This window comes from Corynebacterium sp. 20-84, from assembly GCF_053479455.1.
This window is the reverse complement of the sequence record NZ_JBRBCB010000004.1, coordinates 104,316-125,226: the sequence shown is the minus strand read 5'-3', so window position 1 is coordinate 125,226 and position 20,911 is coordinate 104,316. Positions and strand designations below refer to the sequence as shown.

Genomic DNA, 20,911 nt, shown 5'->3' with positions numbered 1-20,911 from the left:
TCCTTAAGAGATGAAAGAGGTCAGTTTGTCCGTAGCTTACTCGCCGTGACGAAACGGTCGCGCCCCGTGAGGTCGGGCATGTTGCGGATATTTTCAAAAGAACCGTCTGCTTCGACCAGTTCGCGGGTGAGCGCGGCTGTCGTGTCGTCGTGCTCGATGCCGAGTTTCCCGCCAGGGACGAGCAGCCGAGCCGCGACAGGAATGAGCCCGCGGATCGCGTCCATGCCGTCGTCGCCGGAGAAGACGGCATCCAGTGGGTCGCGGTAGACCTCCGGTTCGAGCTCACCGGATTCTTCCGGCACGAACGGAACGTACGGCGGATTGGCGACGATGAGGTCGACGGTGCCGGTCAGATCGGACAGCAGGTTCGGGTCGGTCATGTCGCCCTCGAAGATCCGCACGTTGGAATGCGCGGCGGCGTTCTCGCGGGCAGCTGCGATGGCGACCGGAGATTTCTCGACACCGATGACGAGCTCCGGCGCTGCACGCTCGGCAATATAAATGGCAAGGGCACCGGAACCTGTGCCGAAGTCGACGACAGTTCCGGTAGGTGTCTGCCCCACCGCCCACTCGGCGAGCACCTCGGTCTCCGGGCGCGGGATGAACACGCCCGGGCCGACCTTCAAATCGTGCACTCCGAAAGGCGCGGTGCCGAGAATGTGCTGCAGCGGCTCACGCTCGACACGGCGGGCGATGAGGGCCGCGTAGTCCGCCTCGAATTCAGGTGTCGGCTCGGCCAAAATCAGCTGAGTCGCAGGCACGCCGAGAAGGTGGGCGGCGATGAGGCGGGCGTCGACTTCGGGGGAGGCAACGTGGGCGTCGATAAGCGATTGCGTGGCGTTCTCGATCGCTGAGCGGAGGCTACTCTGTTTCAAGTCGCTCCTGGCGCTCGTGGGTCTGGAGCGCGGTGATCAGATCGTCCATGTTGCCGTCGAGCACGGAGTCGAGGTTGTTCGCCTTGAAACCGATGCGGTGGTCCGAGATGCGGTTCTCCGGCCAGTTGTAGGTGCGGATGCGCTCCGAACGGTCCATGGTGCGGACCTGCGAAGCGCGGCCTTCCGCCGCCTCAGCCTCAGCCTTTTCACGCTCGGCCTGCTCGAGACGGGCCTGGAGAACCTGCATCGCACGCGCGCGGTTCTGAATCTGGGAACGCTCCTTCTGACACGTGACCACAATGCCCGTGGGCAGGTGCGTGATGCGCACGGCCGAGTCCGTCGTGTTGACGCCCTGGCCGCCCTTGCCGGAGGAACGGTACACGTCGACGCGGATATCCTTCTCGTCGATCTCGATCTCGCCGACGTCCTCCGTCTCCGGGAAGACATACACACCGGCTGCCGACGTTTGGATGCGGCCCTGCGATTCCGTCACCGGAATGCGCTGCACGCGGTGGACGCCTCCTTCGAATTTCAGCTTCGACCACGCGCCGTCACGCGACGGATTCTTCATGGTCACCGAGACAGTCATGTCCTTAACACCGCCCAGGTCGGACTCTGCGACGTCGAGAACATCCCAGCTCAGACCCGCCTTCTCGGCGTATTTCTGGTACATGCGGGCCAAATCGCCAGCAAAGAGCGCGGCTTCTTCGCCACCTGCGCCAGCCTTGATCTCCATGATCACGTCGTCGGCGTCGTGCTCATCGCGCGGGGCGAGCAGGTCAGCAAGCTCCTCTTCGAGGCGCACGATCTCGCCTTCAAGGCGCGCGGCCTCCTCGGCGAACTCCTTGTCCTCGGCTGCCATCTCAGCGGCGGCCTCGTGGTCTTCGCGGGCCTGGTTCAGCTCGTTATTGACGTTGATGATCGGCTGCAGCTGTGCGTAGCGCTTGGACAGCTTGCGGAAGAGGTCCTGGTCGCCGACCACTTCCGGGTCGCTCATCTGGGCTTGGATGCCCTGGTACTCGGAGACGTAGTCGTCGACAAGCGAAACCTGCGATTTCTCTGCCATTACTGGTATTCCTCCGTCTCCTGGTCCGCAGCCATTGGTGCGGATTGTGCCACGCCGACGAGGAATTCGCCGTTGTTCTTCGTCTTCTTCAGCTGCTTGATCAGCATGTCGATGGACTGCTGCGGGTCGAGCGCGGAGAGGATGCGGCGCAGCTTGTGCATGATGCGCGCCTCCTCCGGGCTCATGAGCAGCTCGTCCTTGCGTGTGCCGGACGGGTTGACGTCCACGGCCGGGAAGACGCGGCGCTCGGCGATCTTGCGGTCTAGCTTGAGCTCGGCGTTGCCGGTGCCCTTGAACTCCTCGAAGATGACGGTGTCACCTGCCGAGCCAGTCTCCACCATGGCGGTCGCGATGATGGTCAGCGAGCCGCCTTCCTCGATGTTGCGGGCAGCACCCAGGAAGCGCTTCGGCGGGTACAGCGCGTTCGAGTCGACACCGCCGGACAGGATGCGGCCCGATGCCGGCGACGAGTTGTTGTACGCGCGGCCCAGGCGGGTGATGGAGTCGAGCAGGACCACGACGTCCTGACCCATCTCGACGAGGCGCTTGGCGCGCTCGATGGCCAGCTCCGCCACGGCGGTGTGCTCGCTCGGCGGGCGGTCGAAGGTGGAGGCGATGACCTCGCCTTTCACGGAGCGCTGCATGTCGGTGACTTCCTCGGGGCGCTCGTCGACAAGCACGACCATGAGGTAGCACTCCGGGTTGTTATGCGCGATCGCGTTGGCGATATTCTGCAGGATCGTCGTCTTACCTGCCTTCGGCGGGGAGACGATCAGCGCGCGCTGCCCCTTGCCGATCGGCATGACCAGGTCGATCACACGCGTGGTGAGGATATTCGGCTCGGTTTCCAGACGCAGACGCTGATTCGGGTACAGCGGGGTCAGCTTGTGGAATTCCGCGCGCTGCTTCGCCTCGTCCACCGTCATTCCGTTGATCGTGTCCACGCGCACCAGCTGGTTGTAGCGGTGGCGATTACGGCCATTGCCGTGCGTGTGCCCCTGGCCGTTCGCGCGGACCTGTCCGATCACCGCATCGCCCGAGCGCAGGCCGCAGCGGCGCACCAGGTTGTTGTTGATGAACACGTCCGCCTGGTTCGCCCGGTACCCCGTCGTGCGCACGAACGCCGCGTTGTTGTCGACGATATCGACGATGCCCGCGACCTCCTGCAGTTCCTCCGGGTCCAGGTCCTGGCCGTTGTTGTGGTTCTGGTTGCTGCCGCCACCGCCGTTGTGGTTGTCGCGGTTGCGGCGGTTCCTGCGGTTGCGGCGTCCGCGACGGCCACCCCCGCCGCCGTTACCGCCGTTACCGCCACCGTCGTGGTTGTTGCCGCCGCCGCGATTGTTGTTGCCGTCGCCGCGGTTGTTCCGGTCACCACGGTCGTCGTGGTTGTCTCGGTTGTCACGGTTATCGCGGTTGTCGCGATCGTTCCGGTCACCCCGGTTATCGCCGCCACGGTCGTCATGGAAGTCACGGGAGTCGCGGTTGCCAGAGCCGTCGTCAAGCTTCTGCTCGTGCTTGGCGCGGTTGCGGCGCGCGCGGCGAGCGGCGGAGCGGGATTCGTAGCGCTGCTCGTCGCCCTTGTTGTCGTCGCTCTTCTCGTTCTTTTTGTCGTCGTTCTTCGGAGCTTCAGCAGCGCCGGCGTTGTCTGCGGCGGCTTGCTCGCTGGCGCGCTGACGTGCGCGCTGCGGGACGGTGCCCGTGGTGATGGCTTGGATCAGCTCGCCCTTGCGCAGGGCGGACGTGCCGCGCAGGCCTTTTTCGGCGGCGATCTTGCGCAGCTCCGGAAGCTTCAGCGATGCGAGGTCCTGGCTCGCGGCGTTACCCGTATCGGTCACGGATGTCCTTTCGTCATATTCGTGCGACGCTGTGTTTTCACGCGGTTGTCCCCACTCTCGGCCGACAGGCGCTCAAAGCCCGCAATATATATGGGGCGGAGGTGGTGCACGCTAGATCGGAGACGCGCTACATGCGGAAAAGCTAAGGGCATGGGCGGAATCTGGAGGCGAAAAGCGCCTCAGCTCGCGATCTTGTCCGACAGTGTAGCGGACGCGCGCAAAATGCGGTTCACCAACCCGCGCTAAAGGGGGCCACGGTAGAGTGAGCTGCATGCTTTCCACCATGCAGGAAGTGCCGTTTTCCGTCGGGCGCATTCTCGAATACGGGGCGTCGGTGCACGGGACCACGAAGGTGACCACGTGGCGCAACGGCGAGGCGGAGGAGACCACGTTCGCGGCGGTCGGTGCGCGCGCGGCGGCGTTCGCGCATGCGTTGGAGGACCACCTGGGCATCGACGGGGACCAGCGGGTGGGCTCGTTGATGTACAACTGCGCGGAGCACCTCGAGGTGATGTTCGCGGCGTCGGCGAAGGGTTCGGTGTTCGTGCCGCTGAACCTGCAGTTGATGGAGGACCAGATCGCGTACATCGTCAACCACGCGGAGATCGAGGTGCTTGTCGCGGATCCGCGCCTTGCGCCGAAAGTGGGCCGCATTGTGGAGGAATGCCCGACGGTGCGTGCCGTGTGTTTCACGGGGCTGACAGATTTGAGCGCCGAGCGCGCCGCGGTCCCGGACGGGGTCGAGGTTTTCTCGTACGAATCGCTTCTCGACGGCGCGTCCACCCTCTACCCCTGGCCCGAACTCCCCGAGAACACTGCCGCGGCGATCTGCTATTCCACCGCGACAAGCGGCCCGCCGAAGGGTATCGCGTACTCGCACCGGTCGATCTGGTTGACGGCGATGAGCCTGCGCGCCACGGACTCGCTGGCGATCACCCACGGTGAGTCGTTCTTGTGCTGCATCCCGATCTACCACGTGCTCAGCTGGAACGTGCCGTTCTCCGCGTTTTTGGCGGGCACTCCCCTAGTGCTGCCTGATTCAGATGTGTCGGCACCGACGCTGGCGAAGCTGATCGCCGGCACGCACCCGCGCGTGGCCCACGGCGTGCCCACCTTGTGGATCCAGCTCATGGTGCACTACCTGCACAACCCGCCGGAACGCATGTCGCTGACAGAAATCTACGTCGGCGGCTCCCCTGCCCCGCCTGCGCTGATCAAGGTGTGGGAGGAACGCTACGGTGTGGACATCATCCATGTCTGGGGCATGACGGAGACCTCCACGGTGGGCACGGTTGCCCGTCCCCCATCGGGCGCGTCCGGCGAGCGCCGCTGGGCCTACCGCATCTCGCAGGGGCGCTTCGCCCCGTGGCTGGAATACCGCGTGGTCAACGACGGCGGCATCGTCTCCCGCACCGACCGCAACGACGGTGAGATCCACGTCCGCGGCAATAATGTCATCGCGTCGTATTACTGGCCTTCGAATCCGGAAGCAACAAAGCGCGTATCGACGTTCCGCGGCGAGCCCGTCCCCACCTCCGACGACTCCTTCACCGAGTCAGGCTGGTTGCGCACCGGCGACGTGGGCACCGTGACCTCTGACGGCTTCATGACTCTCTACGACCGCTCCCGCGACGTCATCCGCTCCGGCGGCGAGTGGATCTACTCCGCCCAGCTGGAGAACCTCATCATGGAGTCCGACGAGGTCGTCGAGTGCGCCGTCATCGGCTATCCCGATAAGACATGGGGCGAGCGCCCCCTAGCCATCACCGTCTTGCACGCCGATGTCACCCCGACGATCGACGTGGCGAAGAAGCTCCGCAAGGACCTCGCTGGCGAGCTGCCCACCTGGATGGCTCCCGAGTACTGGACTTTTGTCAGCTCAATCGACAAGACGTCGGTGGGCAAATTCGACAAGGTGGATCTGCGCTCGCACTTGGCCAAGGACGAATTCGACATCATCACCCTGCCCGGCCCCGGCACCCGAACCGCAGAGGAGTCTGGCTCCAGCTCCGACGCGGCAGCCCCCGAATAGTCTGGCTCGCCTGCCGACGCTTCGCCGGGCAAAAACGCAGGACTTCATCGAGTTCACCACCAAAGTCGGCTTGCCCAATACCCTGACCGAGATCGGCCTGACCCCGAGGACACCGACGAGCTCGAGGCCGTGGCCAAGGCTGCCACCGCCGAGCACGAGACCATCCACAACATGCCGTTCCCGGTCACCCCGGAGATGGTCGTCGAGTCCCTCATCGCCCTCGAGCGCATCTCCCGCCGCGTCCGCGAAGACCGCGGCCTGCCGGAGCCCGTTAAGTACGAGGCCAAGCACTAGGCAGCTTTCGCTGAACGACGCCTAAACCGCCCCGCCCCAGGCTCCCTGGGTGCGGGGCGGTTTTCGCCTGTTCCCAGCAGTCTGCCTTTGCCGGCCTTCCTGTTCCCTATGCTGTCTCCACTATGCGATGCCGATTCCCGGCGAGCCGCGACCTGGGGTTATGCAGATCGCATAGTGCACATCGCATAGTCCAGCCGCTTCCGCCCCGCTTCTACGCGTAGGGGCTAGTGTCCGGGCCGTTCGGGTTGCTTGGGCCGTACGGATTCTCCGGCCCGTTCGGGACATTTGAGCCTGGCTGACCTTGCGGACCGCGAGGGTCATGCTGTCCGAACTGGACGGTCGATCCACCGCGCGGACCCTGAGAGAAATCATCCCCCGCATCGACCCGGGACTGCGCACCCTTGCTCTTCCTGCGCAGCAAGAACACAAGCAGACCGATGAGCAGCAGAAGCAGCAGACCCGAACCGATCACCAACGCAAGCAGCCACGACGGCCTACCGGACTCGTCCTCGTCAGCGGCACCAGCGCCATCATCGTCGTTCTCGCTGTCCTTCTTGGAATCGTCATTGTTGGCGCTGTCGAACTTGATCGGCTCATCCGACGGCTCCGGACCATCCTCATACGTCGGCTCCCAATCCGGACCACCATCAGCTGGCTCACCGTCAAGCGCTACAGAAAACTCATATGGCTGCTCTACACCAGTGACCTCACCGGTTCCTTTAGTTTCCATGCCGAACCAGACGTAATAGAAGCCTTGCTGCACTTCCTGGTGCCACGCAAAACCAGTGGGAGCAACGGGGCCTTCTTCATCCCCATCAAGGAAAATCAGACTCCCGTCAGCGAGTCCTTTGCGATACGGGCTGTCGATGCCAAATCCCATTGAATCGGCATCCTTGACCACCGATTTCGGTGTCTTCGCCTTGATCACCGGTCGCTGACCCCACTTCACTGGAATCTTGTACATCCGGAACTCGCCCGGAACGATTTTGTCGGAATACGACCCCTCAGTGATCTCCACTGCATCATTGAAACCAGAACCACCGGTGATCGCCTCCGGATTCTCAATCTCCGGTACTTCGTCAGGCTCACCCGAGGAAGAGATCTTGCGGTCTTCCCATTCCTTCGCCTGCTCCTCATCCGGAATTGGTACGTAATGCACGGCGACTTCAAGGTTCACGTCGTCAGTGATTTCGTCGCCGTCCTGGTACACCTGCACCGGGATGAGCCAGGAACTCATATCGCACCGGTTTTCCTTACCCTTCAAATGGTGTTGTTCTGCGCGATCCAGCACGATGTGATACGAGTCAATCCCGTACTTGGGAGTAATAAAGTTCGACGCGCTCGCCAAAGTCGTATTAGTGCTTCCGCAGGACTCGTCATTCTCATTAACGATGTCACTGGTAGTGATGAATAGCTGGGAGTCCTTGTGCTCACCGTTGCCCTGCACCACCGGGGTGATCGTGACTCGGGCGTTGTGCTCCTCTGGCACAGAGACACGGAAATAACGATCCTTCTTCGCATTCCTGTCCGGGGTCACCTTCGTCTGATACTGACCCTCATCAAGCCACTTCGCATCCTCAGGACTATCCGCAAACTCAAACTTCGTACCCTTCAACTGGTACTTACCCACATCACGCTGAGTCAGAAACTTCAAAGAATCGGCGAGAGAGCCGGCATCGTCAGCCTCGAGGAACTGACCCTTGCCGGCATCAGCAATGCACTGCAGCTCCTTACGAGCCTCCTCATCGACCTTGAAACCCACAGTATGAATGGCTAAGTCGACACCCTCTTCAGCCAACTCCTTGGCCACCTCACACACCGGCGGCGGCGCACACGAATCAATACCGTCAGAAACAAGAATGATCGAACGCTGCCCCTCGTCACCAAGCTCCTTCGCCGCCTCACGCAACGAATTGCCCATCGGGGTATACCCCTTCGGCGTCACACCATCGATGGCCTTAGAAAACTTGTCCTTATCAATCTCCCCCACAGGCGCTAGCGTCTCAATATCCTTACACCCCCGATCCCGATTATCCGGGGCATCAGACTCCTTGGCTCCGTAGACCATCAGACCCATCTGAGCAGTCCCCGGCAGGGACTCAATTAGGTCCTTCGATGCCTTCTTCGCAGCATCAATACGCGGACCATCAGCATCGTCCTCCAACATCGACGACGACGCATCCAAAATCAACATCGCCTTACTATCCGCACTGCCCTCACCGCCGGAAGCACCAGAGGCTTCCTGTGCCTTGGAGGAATCAGCAGAAGCCGACTCAGACGCCGACGACGCGGAAGACGACTCACTCGACTCGCTCTGCGCCAACGTGACAGGCGCCCACACCACACAACACACCACGGCAAACAAAAAAGCGAGGAAACCCCTCGCTCGCACCGATGAAGACAACGCCTGCATAAACCTTCGTTCCTTCCCAACTGTAGTAAACGTCACCAAGCAGAATAAAAGAAACGCAAGCCCCACGCAGGCTTCGTTACCTATTTGTTTTATGCGCGAAGCAGTTCAGCGGTGATCGGCCCGGCGACGTCGAGTTCGAGGACGCGCAGGCCGTCGTCACGCGCGGAGTCGAGGATCTTCGGGTCGACGGGTTCGGTGGACAGCACCATCGCGGTCGGGCCGGCGCCGGAAAGGTAGGCGGCGTAACCGCGGTTGCGCAGGCGGTTCACCCACTCGGCGGTGACGGGTAGGACGTCGGCGCGGTACGGCTGGTGCAAGCGGTCGCGGGTGCCCTCCCACAGGAACTGAGGGTGGGTCTGAATCGCGACGGTCATCACGGCCGTGCGGGAGACGTTGAACCGGGCGTCGGTATGCGTGACGTGCGACGGCAGGACCTTGCGAACGGCATTCGTGGACGCGTGGAAGTCCGGCACGAGCGCGGTCGCGATGATGTCCTTGTGCACGGTCAGCGGCACCGCGCGGTACTCAGGCTGCGAGACGCCGTCGACGGGAATGTCGGTCCACGACACCACTGCCCCACCGACGACGCTGGCGGCGGCGTTGTCCGGGTGGCCCTCGAAAGCGGAGCTGAGCTGGATGACCTCATCGGTGCTCAGCGGATCACCGGCCAGGGTGTTCGCGGCGACAACACCGGCGACAGCCGCGGCCGCGGACGAACCGAGACCGCGCGACTGCGGAATGTTGTTGTGGCAGGTCACCTTCAAACCCGGGGCGTGAACGTCGGCGGCGTGCAGGCCGGAATTGATGGCCTTGACCACCAAGTGGGAGGAATCGCGGGGCAGATCGTCGGCACCCTCGCCGAAGATCTCCACTTCGAGGCCGGAAGAGGTGACCTCAACCTCGACGGTGTCGTAAATGCCCACGGCAAGGCCAAGGGTGTCGAAGCCGGGGCCCAGATTTGCTGAGCTGCCGGGAACAGTCACGCGGGCGCGCAGGCCCACTTCGAGATCAACGCTCATTGTCTACGCGCCCAGACGAATGACGGAGTTGATCGACTTGACCTCGTCGATGTCGCGGAGCTCGTCGACGATGCCCGCGAGTTTGCGCTCCAGCGACTTGTGGGTGACCACGATGAGGCGGGAGTCTTCGCCGGACTCCTCCTGGCGCACGGCGGAAATGGAGATGTCCTGCGCGGCGAAGCGGCGGGAGATCTCGGCGAGGACGCCGGCGCGGTCTACGACGGACATGTCGATGTGGTAGCGCGTCGGCACATCGCCGAAATCAGCGACCGGGTAGTGCGCGTACGGGTTCTCCGCCGGAGCACGGCCGCCGAGAATCTTGTTGCGCGCGGCGCCGACGAGGTCGCCGAGCACAGCGGACGCAGTCGGCGCACCGCCGGCGCCATTGCCGTAGAACATCAGGCGGCCAGCAGCTTCCGCTTCGACGAAGACAGCGTTGTAGGACTTATCGACGCTCGCGAGCGGGTGGTCATTCGGCACCAGCGTCGGGTGGACGCGGGCGGAGACGGAGGTGTTGCCGGCGTCGTCGATAAGCCTCTCGCAAATGGCGAGCAGCTTAATGGTGAAGCCGGCTTCGGCTGCGGCTTCGATGTCCGCGGCGGTGATATTGGTGATGCCCTCGGCGTGCACGTCGTCGTAGGTGACGCGGGAATGGAAGCCCATCGACGCCATGATCGCGGCCTTGGAGGCAGCGTCGTGGCCTTCAACATCGGCGGTGGGGGCGGCCTCGGCGTAGCCCAAGCGGGTGGCCTCGGCGAGGGCTTCCTCGTAGCTCGCGCCGGTGGACGCCATCGCGTCGAGCACGTAGTTGGTGGTGCCGTTGACGATGCCGGAGATGCGCTGGACCAGGTCGCCGGCCAAGGAGCGGCGCAGCATGCCCACGACGGGGATCGCGGCGGCTACGGCGGCCTCATAGTAGAGGTCGACGCCTGCGGCGTTGGCTGCGTCGGAAAGCTCGTCGGCGTGCGCGGCGATGAGCGCCTTGTTGGCGGTGACCACGGACTTGCCGGCGTTGAGCGCGGCGAGGACCAGTTCGCGCGGGTAGTCGATGCCGCCGATGACCTCGACGACGACGTCGATATCGTCGCGGTCGATGAGCTCGCGGGCGTTATCGGTGAGCGTGATATCCGGGAATTTGTCCAGGACCTCGCGCTTCTTGCCCAGGTCGGACACGGCGATCCCGCGGACGTCGATCGGGCCGCCGATGCGGTTTTCCAGGCTGCCGGAGAACTCGTTGATCAAGCGCAGGACCTCAGTGCCGACGGTACCCATACCGAGCACGGCGACCCCCACGGGTTGCCCGATGCCCTTGCCCGGGTAGTTTCCGTTCCTTTCTTCGGCGCTCAGCGCAGTCATGGTTCTCCTATGTCTAGGGGGTTGGCAACAATGGCCTACGAGTCTACAAAAACCTCCCGCGCGAGTAGGTCCTCAACCGTTTCGCGGCGCACCATCGGAGTGACTTCACCGTCGCGGACACTGACCACTGCGGGGCGGCCGAAGCAGTTGTAATTGGACGCCATGGAGAAGCAGTAGGCCCCGGTGGCGGCAAGGGCAATGAGGTCGCCGGGGACAATATCGTCAGGCCAGAGGGCATTATTGATCAGAATGTCGCCGGATTCGCAGTGCGATCCGACCAAGCGCGTGGCGTGCGGAGCGCCTTCGGTGTTCCGGTTGATCACGCGCGCGTCGTATTCCGCGCCGTAGAGCGCGGTGCGAATATTATCGCTCATTCCGCCGTCCACAGCGATGTAGCGGCGGGTGGCATCGTCGGTCACGTGAACGTCTTTGACGGTGCCGACCGAGTAGACGGTCACGGCCGCCGGGCCCGCGATCGCGCGGCCGGGCTCCACGATGACCTTCGGCGGTGTGAGGTCCAAGTCCCCCGCTGCATCATTCACGGCGCGCAGCAAGTCGCGGGCGACGGCGTCGACATTGAGCGGCTCCTCGTCGACCGTGTAGGCGATGCCGTAGCCGCCGCCCAAGTCGAGGTATTCCAGCTCCACGCCGAGCTCACGGTAGATCTTCGCGTACAAGCCAAGCACACGGGAGGCGGCGAGCTTGAAGCCCGCAGCATCGAAGACCTGGGAACCGACGTGGCAGTGCAGTCCGGTCAGGCGAATATTCGACGCGGCGTGGGCGGTCTGCGCGGCGAGGAACGCGGACCCAGATGCGAGCGACAGGCCGAATTTCTGGTCTTCGTGGCTGGTGGCGATGAACTCGTGCGTGTGCGCCTCCACGCCAGGCTTGACGCGGATGAACACGTCCTGGACCACGCCCTCTTCCCCGGCGATGCGTTCGAGGGTGTCCAGCTCCTGGTGGGAGTCGATCACCACGTGGCCGACGCCACTGGTCACGCAACGCCGCAGGAAGGAATCGGACTTGCTGTTGCCGTGGGCGGTGATGCGCTCGGCCGGAAAATCGGCGGCCAGCGCGATCAGCAGCTCGTTCTCGCTGGCGACGTCGAGGGCGAGGCCTTCCTCGGCGACCCATTTCGCGATGCGGGAGGTCAGAAAAGCCTTCGCCGCGTAGTGCACGTGTGCCGGGTCGCCGTAAGCGCGGGCCATGTCGCGGCAGCGGGAACGGAAGTCATCCTCATCGACGACCATGACGGGAGTGCCGTATTCAGCGGCGATGTCAGTCAAAGACACACCAGCGATAGACACGGTGCCGTCGTCGTGACGCTCGGCGTTGCGCGGCCAGACGTGCGCGGGCAGGTCATTGAAGCAGCCGGCTTCGTCGTGACGCACGCGCAGTAGATCGTCGCGCGACAGGTTCGCCGTATTGAGGACGGGATCGAGCACGAATTACATCCTTTCCGGCGCAGTGATGCCCAGCAGACGCAGGGAGTTCGCGAGCACTTGGCGGGAAGCAGCAGCCAGAGACAGACGTGCGGCGTGGATCGGCTCCGGGTTCTCCCCGGCCTTCGGCAGAATCTGGCACGCGTCGTAGAACTTGTGGAAGACGCTGGCCAGTTCCTCGGCGTAGCGTGCGATACGGTGCGGCTCGCGCAGCTCGGCGGCGGCCTTCACCACTGCCGGGAATTCGCCGAGGGTGCGGATCAGGTCGCCTTCCTTCTCGTGGGTGAGAAGCGAAAGATCGGCGCCGTCAGCGGACACGCCGGCCTCAGAGGCCTTGCGCTCGATCGACGCGAGGCGCGTGTGGCCGTACTGCACGTAGTAGACGGGATTGTCGTTGGACTGCTTCTCCCACAGGTCGAGGTCGATATCCAGGGTGGAATCCACGGACGAGCGAACCAGCGAGTAGCGGGCGGCATCGCGGCCGATCAGGTCGACGAGGTCGTCGAGGGTGATCACGGTCCCGGCGCGCTTGGACATCTTCACCGGCTTGCCGTCGCGCACGAGGTTGACCATCTGGCCAATGAGCACCTCGACGGCCTCCGGGTCGTAACCCAAAGCCTGAGCGGCGGCGCGCAGACGCGCAATGTAGCCGTGGTGGTCCGCGCCCAGCATGTAGATCGCCAGGGTGTGGCCGCGGTCGAATTTGTCAGCCACGTACGCGATATCGCCAGCGATGTACGCGGCGTCGCCGTCGGACTTGATCACCACGCGGTCCTTGTCGTCGCCGAAGTCGGTCGAACGCAGCCACCACGCGCCGTCGGCCTCATACAGGTTCCCGTTGTCCTTCAGCGTCTGGATCGAACGGTCCACAGCGCCGGACTCGAACAGGGAGTTCTCGTGGAAGTACACGTCGAAATCCACGCCGAACTCGTGCAGCGACTCCTTGATCTGCGCGAACATCATTTCCACGCCTTCCGCGCGGAACGCTTCCTGCACCTCGGCGTCAGTGCCGTCGAGAGCATCGGGGCGCTTATCGACGACCGCGCTAGCGATCTCCCCGATGTATTCCCCGCCGTAACCGTCCTCGGGCGTCGGCTCATTCTTCGCGGCGGCGACGAGGGAGCGGGCAAAGCGGTCGATCTGGCCGCCGTGGTCATTGAAGTAGTACTCACGGGTCACCTCGGCGCCGGAGAACTCCAGCACGCGGCCCAGCGAATCGCCGACAGCGGCCCAACGCGTGCCGCCCAAGTGGATCGGACCGGTCGGGTTCGCGGAGACGAACTCGAGGTTGATTTTCGCACCCGAGAACAGGTCAGATGAACCGAAAGATGGACCCTTTTCAAGGATGTCGGAAACAATGCTTCCGGTTGCAGCTGCACCCAGGCGGAGATTGATGAAGCCGGGGCCAGCGACCTCGGCGGAGTCGATCTCGGGGCGGGCAGACAAGGCGTCGATAAGCCAGCCCGCGAGCTCACGCGGATTGGTGCCCGCCTTCTTGGCCACCTGCAATGCGATATTCGTCGCGTAATCGCCGTGCTCCGGGTTACGCGGACGCTCGACGGTGACCGTCTCGGGCACGACCGAGGAGTCGAGGTCATGTTTGTCGAGGGTATCGACGGTGATGGTGCGGACAATGGAGGTGAGGTCTGCAGGCGTCATGGGAACGGAGTTTAATTGAACCTGGCCACTGCCCGGCAACTTACCCAGAAAGGAGCCAATCAGTGCGCGTAGCCCTGTTTTCCACATGCCTCGGGGATGCACTGTTCCCCGATGCGCACAAGGCGGCCGCTCTCGTCCTGTCCCGACTTGGATGCGAGGTCGTCTTCCCTCCGGAGCAAACCTGCTGCGGACAAATGCATATCAATACCGGGTACCAGAAAGAGACGGTGCCCATGATTGAAAACTACGTCGACGCATTCGCCGACGATTCCATTGATTACGTGGTCACTCCGTCCGGCTCCTGCACCGGTGCCGTGCGCGAGCAGCACACCCGCATCGCCGAGCGCTACGGGTCCAAGCAGCTGGTCGCCGGCACCAAGAAGACCACCAAGAAGACCCTCGACCTCTCCGAGTTCATCGTCGATGTCATGGGCACGACAGATGTGGGCGCATTCTTCCCGCACCGCGTCACCTACCACTCCACCTGCCACTCCCGCCGCTTCATCAAGGTCGGCGACCGCCCGACGGACCTGCTCAAGGCCGTCGACGGGCTGGAGCTCGTGGAGCTGCCCAACTCCGAGGAATGCTGCGGCTTCGGCGGCACCTTCGCTGTGAAGAACGCCGATACCTCAGCCGCGATGGTCTCCGACAAGGTGCGCCACATCAAGGACACCGCCGCGGAGTACGTCACCGCAGGCGACTCCTCCTGCCTGATGAATATCGGCGGAGCCATGTCCCGCCAGCACACGGGCATTCGCGCAATCCACATCGCTGAGATTCTCGCCTCGACCCGCGAAAACCCGTGGACGCCCGAGTCCGCCGCGTACACGAAGGAGAAGATGCTGTGAAGGTCGGACTTGGTAACCCGACGATGCCGCCCCACGCGCCGCACGACCTGGGGCACTTCCGCGAATACAACAAGTTCCAGAAGAACGCTAAGACTGAGCTGAACAACTCGACTCAGCGCCGCAACCTGAACTACGCCACGACGCAGATCCGTCTGAAGCGCCAGGGCGTCGTCGACGAGCTCGACGATTGGCAGCAGTTGCGCGAGGCCGGCTCGACCATCAAGCGCGACACCTTGGCGCGTCTTCCCGAGCTGCTTGAGCAGTTCGAGGAGAACGTGACCAAGCGCGGCGGCCACGTCCACTGGGCGCGTGATGCCAAGGAAGCGTCCCAGATCATCACTGATCTGGTGAAGGACACCGGTGAGACTGACATCGTCAAGATCAAGTCGATGCTCACCCAGGAAATCGCTCTCAACGACGTTCTCGAGGAAAACGGCATCAACGCCCGCGAGACGGACCTGGCGGAGCTCATCGTCCAGCTGGGCGAGGACTTCCCCTCCCACATCGTGGTGCCCGCGATCCACCGCAACCGCGCGGAGATCCGCGACATCTTCACCGAGAAGATGCCGGGCGCGCCGAAGGACCTGACCGCGGAGCCGGCCGAGCTGGCCGAGGCATCCCGCACATTCCTGCGCGAGCAGTTCATGAAGGCCAAGGTTGCTATCTCTGGCTGCAACTTCGGCATCGCGGAGACCGGTTCGGTCTCGATCGTCGAGTCCGAGGGCAACGGCCGTATGTGCCTGACCATGCCGGAGACCCTGATCACCGTCATGGGCATCGAGAAGATCCTGCCGTCTTATGAGGATCTGGGTGTGTTCATGCAGTTGCTGCCGCGTTCGTCGACAGGCGAGCGCATGAACCCGTACACCTCGATCTGGTCCGGTGTGACGGAGAACGACGGCCCGCAGGACTTCCACATCGTGCTGGTGGACAACGGCCGCACCGCCGCACTGTCCAACGAGATCGGCCGCGAGGCACTCAAGTGCATCCGCTGCTCCGCTTGCTTGAACGTGTGCCCGGTCTACGAGCGCGCCGGCGGCCACGCCTACGGTTCGGTCTACCCGGGCCCGATCGGCGCGATCCTCACCCCGCAGCTCGCGGGCATGGACTCCGCCGACGACGTCACTGCGTCGCTGCCGTACGCCTCCTCCCTGTGCGGGCGTTGCGACGAGGTCTGCCCGGTGAAGATCCCCATCACCGACGTCCTGCTGGAGATGCGCCACCAGAAGGTGGAGAATCACCGCCCCAAGATCGAGGGCGCGATGTTCGATGTCATCGGCCAGGTCTACGGCCACTCGAAGCTGTGGGACAAGGCCGTGCGTATGGTTGCCGCCGGCCGCATTCTCGGTGGCTTCAACGGTGTCATCAACAAAATGCCGCCGCCGGTGTCCGGCTGGACGGACTACCGCGACGTCGCCGTGCCCCCGAAGAAGTCCTTCCGTCAGTGGTTCGAGTCCGACGAGGCCAAGCGCCTCATGGCCGAAGCCAAGGCGGAAGGCGTCAAGGGCCACGCCGCACCGGATGCGACCGGCACCACCGGAGCCGAGGAGACACCCGCCCCGGGCGATTCCTGGACCCGCTACAACCGCAAGGAGGACGAGAAGTAATGGGTACCGCTAAGGAAGACATCCTCGCCCGCATCCGCGACGCGCACAAGCTCGCCGACTCCCCTGCCAGCGTCGAGCACGCCCACGAGTACCGCACGGAATCGCCGCTGAACCGCGACGAGCTGCGCGAGATGCTCGTCGACCGCCTAGTGGACTACAAAGCGGAGGTCAAAACCGTCTCCTCCGCCGAGCTACCCGGCGCGATCGTGGACATTCTCCGCGAGCACGAGTGCAACGAAGTCCGCTACGCGCAGGGCCTCGACGCCGAGCTGTTCGCCTCCTTCGACGGCAATGCGCAGCCGGACGATGTCACCATCGATCCGCGCGAGCTTAACGACGTCGACGCTGTCGTCACCGGCTCCGTCGTCTCGTCCGCCCAGACCGGCACCATCTGCCTCCAGTCTGAAGGCGGCGCCGGAAAGTGCGGCCGCCGCGCACTGAGCCTGGTCCCCGACCGCCACCTGTGCATCGTGCACATGGACTCCGTGGTCTACGGTGTCCCGGAGATGTTCGCAAAACTCGACCCGGAATTGCCGTCCACGCTGATTTCCGGCCCGTCGGCGACCTCCGATATTGAGCTCGTCCGCGTCGAGGGCGTTCACGGTCCGCGCGACCTGATCGTCTTGCTCGTGGACTAGCCAGCACGCCTTTTCGGGGCTACATCACCGCCCCGGAATGCTGCGCGCATCGAGAAACGGCCCGCTCTTCTGTATCAGGAAGGGACGGGCCGTTTCACATTCTTCAACGCCTGCGTCCAGCCCATGCGAAGACTATGATCAGTGACTGTTGTTTTGAAGAATTTCAATAGAACCTGCTGAATTGGGAGGCTGCGCTGTGTTTCGCAAGAAAACACCGTCACTGAAACAGACACCGTCACGTGAGCGGGAAAGGAGCACCGCCCCACTTCTGGCAGCAGTAGGCGTGGCAGCATCGCTGGTTGCCGCACCTTTTAGCACCGCGACGGCGCAGGCGGATCCTGCACCGGCCCCGGAGGTGAAGTGGGGACCGTGCCCGGCCACGGTCGACGCCCCGGGCGCTGAATGCGGTGAGGTGCCTGTGCCGATGCGCTACGGCGATCCGAAGAGCCCGAAGATCTCTGTCGGTTTCGTCCGTGTCCCAGCCGCGCAGCCGGCAGCAAAACGCGGGGTACTCTTTGGTAACCCTGGCGGTCCCGGCGGCGATGCCTACACCTACGTCGGCTCTGACTCGATGGGCTTTTCTTGGCCGAAGGAGATCCGCAACGAGTGGGACATGGTCGCCGTTCAGCCGCGCGGGTTGCAGCACTCCACGCCGTTGGTGTGCGAGCCTGCGGCACCGGCGAACCAGCTCGACGCGATGAGCAGCCAGCTAGAAAGCACGGTCAACGCCGGTGCTGTGTCCCGTCAGATGTGCCAGAAGGAGCATCCTGGCCTGGCGGAGTCCATCACCACCGAGAACAACGCCCGCGACTGGGAAACGGTGCGCCGTGCACTCGGCTACGACACGGTCTCCATCATGGGGCTGTCCTACGGCACGTACCTCGGTTCCGCTTACGCGTCCATGTTCCCGGACCACACTGACAAGGTCGTGCTTGATTCCGCGATGAATCCGGACCAGCAGTGGAACAAGCTGATGATCGAACAAGAGGGCGGCTACGAGCGTGCCCTGCACGACTACTTCGACTACGTGGCACGCAATGACGCCACGTACCACATGGGCGATACTCCGCTGAAGGCGTACCAGTACTGGTCCGCGAAGGTTGTGCAGGAGACCGGAACCAACCCCACGGTCGTCCCGCCGCCAGCTCGCGTCGGTGATCTTCCTCCCGGGCTCGAGTTCGCGGGCCAGGCAGGTGCTGACGCCATGACGGCGACCGGTAAGGCGCGCGTGGAGGCAGATGGAATTGTGAGCCGGATGCTCAAGCCCGGTGCAACCCAGTTCAATTCCCAGCTCCTGCAGCAGACAAAACTGATCATCCCCGCACCCAGCGACTGGGACACTCTCGCGCGGATGACCAACGGCACCTTCAAGCCGAAATCCACTCCGTCTAAGCCTGTCGTCGACGAGCTCATGGGCGCAGACAAAACCCGCCTGAACCTGCTGTTCATTCAGATGTGCAACGAGAATGTCACGCCGGCGGACTACTCGCTGATTCCGCGGGCAATCTGGACCAACAATATTTCGCAGGACGTTTTCGCGGCAGCGCACACCCTCATCGGAAGTGGCCTCGCGTGCAACGGCGCAGCTCCAGTGGCGAAGCCCGTTCCGCTCAACGGCGGCGGTCTGGCCGCCCGCCCGCTGCAGATCAATGCGACCGGCGATCCGCAGACCCCCTACTCCGGTCGCGGTGTGATCCAGAAGGAGATGGGCACGCAGCTGGTCACCGTCCACGGTCCGGGCCACGGCCATGTCGCTCGCGGTAATGCAGCGGTAGACAAGATCGTGATCGATTACCTGCGCTCCGGCAAGGTCAGCCAGCACGACGCTCCCGGCTACCACGCTCAGCAGCGTTAGAACTACTCCGCGCACACAAATCGGCCCGCACCTTCTCGCTGGAGGGTGCGGGCCGATCTGCTGTCATTTTCCCGTGCCGCGCTTGTCGCGCGCAAGAACAACTATGGGCCATAAACCGTTGAGGGCAATGACGAACCAATGCCGGTTCCATCGGGGTTGCCTCCGGGTTGGCTGGCAATGGTGCTGGGAGGCAGACCGGGCTGTGCGTCTGCCCGGCGCCGTCGATAAGCTGCTCGCATGGACATTAGGGAACCACCTCCTGTCATGGACATTAGGAAACTCGATCCGCTGAGCATTCGCCCGCAGCTCAAAGACATGCTCGTCGGCATCGGTGCGATGGTGGCCGTCTACGCGTTGCTCATTGGCTCAGCTTTCGGGTTGAGTGGTCTGGATCTCGGCGACATGGTCAAACCACTCATGCCGGTGATGATTATCTTGTCGCTGGTCATCCCCACCATCTTCTTGGTGGTTTATTTCAAACGCCGGGGGCTTCCCCTTGGATTTCGGCCGTTGGGCAAGCGGGGCTGGCATTTGCTGTGGCAGGTCCCCCTCGCGATTATCGCGGCAGCGTTGTGCACGGGGCTCGTATCCTCGCTCCTCCAGGTTGACTCGAAGGGACCATCGGCCCCGGCTGGCGCGGGAGACATGCTCGTGCTGTTCACGCTCGCCGCGTACATGCTGATCGGCCCGTTCCTTGAGGAACTCGTGTTCCGGCGCCTCCTCATGGGGTACCTGGATACCCTCCTTCCCGCTTTCTCCAGCGTGCTGCTCACCTCGCTGGTGTTCGGGCTAGTGCACATCGCGCCACCCGTCGTGATTTACACGTTCTTCGGCGGCCTCGCCATGGCCCTGCTGACCCGCTGGCACCGTTCGCTGTGGGCGGGATTCATTCTGCACATGTGTAATAACGCGTTGGTGCAATTGCTCGTGTTCGGCTTTGAGTAATCGCCCCCCTGCCCCTCCCCCGGACTGGCCCTGCCGTTACGATGAACGGGTTTTCTTCCGCTTCTCGCGGAGGGTTGTTTCGGTATAAGGAGGTGGCGTGTGGCGCGGACGAACGATGCGGTAGATCTGCGGCCTGTTGTGCTCGTGCTGATCGGGTCGCTGGGCATCCAGTCGTCGGCGATCGTGTCGTCGACGCTTTTTGCTGAGCTGGGCACCGTGGCGGTGTCGACTTTTCGACTGCTCATCGCCGCCGTGATGCTACTCGTCGCATTCCGCCCGGCAGTGCGGACATTCACCCGCCAACGCTGGATCAACGCGTGCGTCTACGGAATCGCGATGGCCGCGATGAACCAGTTCTACTTCGCCGCCGTCGACCGCCTTCCACTTGGTGTCGTGGTCACGCTCGACTTCCTCGGCCCGTGCGCCGTCTCCTTTTTGGGGCTCAAACGCTGGCGCGAACGCGGCTGGGCGCTCATCGCGTTCATCGGTGTCGTGCTCATCGCGGGCCCTGCGTCCGGCATGGACCCGGTGGGCCTCATCTACGGCTTCCTCGCCGGCGGCTTCTTCGCCGCCTACACCGTCTTCGCGGAGCGCGTCGGCAAGGCCGAGGGCGGCGGCTTGAGCGACCTCGCCATATCGGTCGCGGTCGCAGCACTCGTCACGCTCCCCATCGCCGCGCCAAAGCTTATCGACGTCTCCCCCACCTCCTGGCTCATCCTCACCCTCGCCGCCCTGATCGGCGTGGTCATCCCCTATAGCGCCGACACAGTGGCAGCACGGATCACCTCTGCACAGGTCGTCGGCACGCTTTTCGCCCTCGATCCTGTCGTCGGTTCCATCCTCGGCTGGCTCTTTAACGGCGATGAGCTGACTACCCGCATGCTCATCGGCATCCCCATGGTCGCCCTTGCCGGCGCCGTGATCACATGGCGCTCTTCACCCCGCCGCGAGGCCGGCGGATCAGCCGTCAGGGCGCAGGTGCAGGAATAGCGCCCCTGCCCCGAGGGATGGGCGGAAACGACCCTCT

General features: G+C 63.6%; 16 protein-coding genes. 8 read left to right on the top strand and 8 right to left on the bottom strand.

The genetic code is table 11. The annotated features are described in order from the left end of the window. Positions 1-20: 20 nt before the first annotated feature. Genes prmC through rho form a run of 3 tightly spaced genes read right to left on the bottom strand, consistent with a single transcriptional unit; the run spans position 21 to position 3,776 of the window. On the bottom strand, positions 21-875 hold the full coding sequence (gene prmC, locus ACUY2Y_RS04345) for a peptide chain release factor N(5)-glutamine methyltransferase (RefSeq protein ID WP_448324960.1): 855 nt from the start codon (positions 873-875) through the stop codon (positions 21-23). Next, positions 862-1,941, bottom strand: a complete 1,080-nt coding sequence (gene prfA, locus ACUY2Y_RS04340; RefSeq protein ID WP_448324959.1) for a peptide chain release factor 1 — start codon at positions 1,939-1,941, stop codon at positions 862-864. Before prfA ends, prmC begins: the two co-directional genes overlap by 14 nt. Next, positions 1,941-3,776 carry a transcription termination factor Rho gene (gene rho / locus ACUY2Y_RS04335; protein ID WP_448324958.1) on the bottom strand — a complete coding sequence of 612 codons (1,836 nt, stop codon included), beginning with the start codon at positions 3,774-3,776 and terminating at the stop codon, positions 1,941-1,943. Before rho ends, prfA begins: the two co-directional genes overlap by 1 nt. Before the next feature lie 271 nt (positions 3,777-4,047). Here rho and ACUY2Y_RS04330 point away from each other — a divergent pair, with 271 nt between their 5' ends. Continuing rightward, complete coding sequence (locus ACUY2Y_RS04330) at positions 4,048-5,808, top strand: long-chain fatty-acid--CoA ligase (RefSeq protein ID WP_448324957.1); 1,761 nt, start codon at positions 4,048-4,050, stop codon at positions 5,806-5,808. A gap of 129 nt (positions 5,809-5,937) precedes the next feature. After that, positions 5,938-6,102 carry a hypothetical protein gene (locus ACUY2Y_RS04325; protein WP_448324956.1) on the top strand — a complete coding sequence of 55 codons (165 nt, stop codon included), beginning with the start codon at positions 5,938-5,940 and terminating at the stop codon, positions 6,100-6,102. Positions 6,103-6,313: 211 nt separating this feature from the next. Here ACUY2Y_RS04325 and ACUY2Y_RS04320 read toward each other — a convergent pair whose 3' ends face one another. From ACUY2Y_RS04320 to argS, 5 genes are all read right to left on the bottom strand, one after another. Beyond that, positions 6,314-8,446, bottom strand: a complete 2,133-nt coding sequence (locus tag ACUY2Y_RS04320; RefSeq protein WP_448324955.1) for a vWA domain-containing protein — start codon at positions 8,444-8,446, stop codon at positions 6,314-6,316. 158 nt (positions 8,447-8,604) lie between these two features. Continuing rightward, the gene (gene thrB / locus ACUY2Y_RS04315; protein WP_448324954.1) at positions 8,605-9,534 is read right to left on the bottom strand and encodes a homoserine kinase; all 930 of its coding nucleotides are present in this window, start codon (positions 9,532-9,534) and stop codon (positions 8,605-8,607) included. A gap of 3 nt (positions 9,535-9,537) precedes the next feature. Continuing rightward, positions 9,538-10,890, bottom strand: coding sequence for a homoserine dehydrogenase (locus ACUY2Y_RS04310; RefSeq protein ID WP_448324953.1), 1,353 nt, complete (start codon positions 10,888-10,890; stop codon positions 9,538-9,540). A gap of 35 nt (positions 10,891-10,925) precedes the next feature. Next, complete coding sequence (gene lysA / locus ACUY2Y_RS04305) at positions 10,926-12,281, bottom strand: diaminopimelate decarboxylase (protein WP_448325024.1); 1,356 nt, start codon at positions 12,279-12,281, stop codon at positions 10,926-10,928. 57 nt (positions 12,282-12,338) lie between these two features. After that, positions 12,339-13,991: an arginine--tRNA ligase gene (argS, locus tag ACUY2Y_RS04300; RefSeq protein ID WP_448324952.1), complete on the bottom strand. Its 1,653-nt coding sequence runs from the start codon at positions 13,989-13,991 to the stop codon at positions 12,339-12,341. Between the two features lie 62 nt (positions 13,992-14,053). On the opposite strand from argS, the gene ACUY2Y_RS04295 reads away from it, so the two are divergent. The 6 genes from ACUY2Y_RS04295 to ACUY2Y_RS04270 all read left to right on the top strand — a co-directional run bounded on the left by ACUY2Y_RS04295 (position 14,054) and on the right by ACUY2Y_RS04270 (position 20,874). After that, positions 14,054-14,839 (top strand): (Fe-S)-binding protein, encoded by a 786-nt coding sequence (locus ACUY2Y_RS04295; RefSeq protein WP_448324951.1) that lies wholly within the window; start codon positions 14,054-14,056, stop codon positions 14,837-14,839. A gap of 23 nt (positions 14,840-14,862) precedes the next feature. Beyond that, complete coding sequence (locus ACUY2Y_RS04290; protein ID WP_448325023.1) at positions 14,863-16,446, top strand: LutB/LldF family L-lactate oxidation iron-sulfur protein; 1,584 nt, start codon at positions 14,863-14,865, stop codon at positions 16,444-16,446. Beyond that, the gene (locus ACUY2Y_RS04285; RefSeq protein WP_448324950.1) at positions 16,446-17,084 is read left to right on the top strand and encodes a LutC/YkgG family protein; all 639 of its coding nucleotides are present in this window, start codon (positions 16,446-16,448) and stop codon (positions 17,082-17,084) included. Before ACUY2Y_RS04290 ends, ACUY2Y_RS04285 begins: the two co-directional genes overlap by 1 nt. Positions 17,085-17,367: 283 nt before the next feature. Continuing rightward, positions 17,368-18,939: an alpha/beta fold hydrolase gene (locus ACUY2Y_RS04280; RefSeq protein WP_448324949.1), complete on the top strand. Its 1,572-nt coding sequence runs from the start codon at positions 17,368-17,370 to the stop codon at positions 18,937-18,939. 264 nt (positions 18,940-19,203) lie between these two features. Beyond that, positions 19,204-19,884 (top strand): CPBP family intramembrane glutamic endopeptidase, encoded by a 681-nt coding sequence (locus ACUY2Y_RS04275; protein WP_448324948.1) that lies wholly within the window; start codon positions 19,204-19,206, stop codon positions 19,882-19,884. Between the two features lie 99 nt (positions 19,885-19,983). Then, positions 19,984-20,874: an EamA family transporter gene (locus ACUY2Y_RS04270; RefSeq protein WP_448324947.1), complete on the top strand. Its 891-nt coding sequence runs from the start codon at positions 19,984-19,986 to the stop codon at positions 20,872-20,874. Positions 20,875-20,911 lie beyond the last annotated feature (37 nt).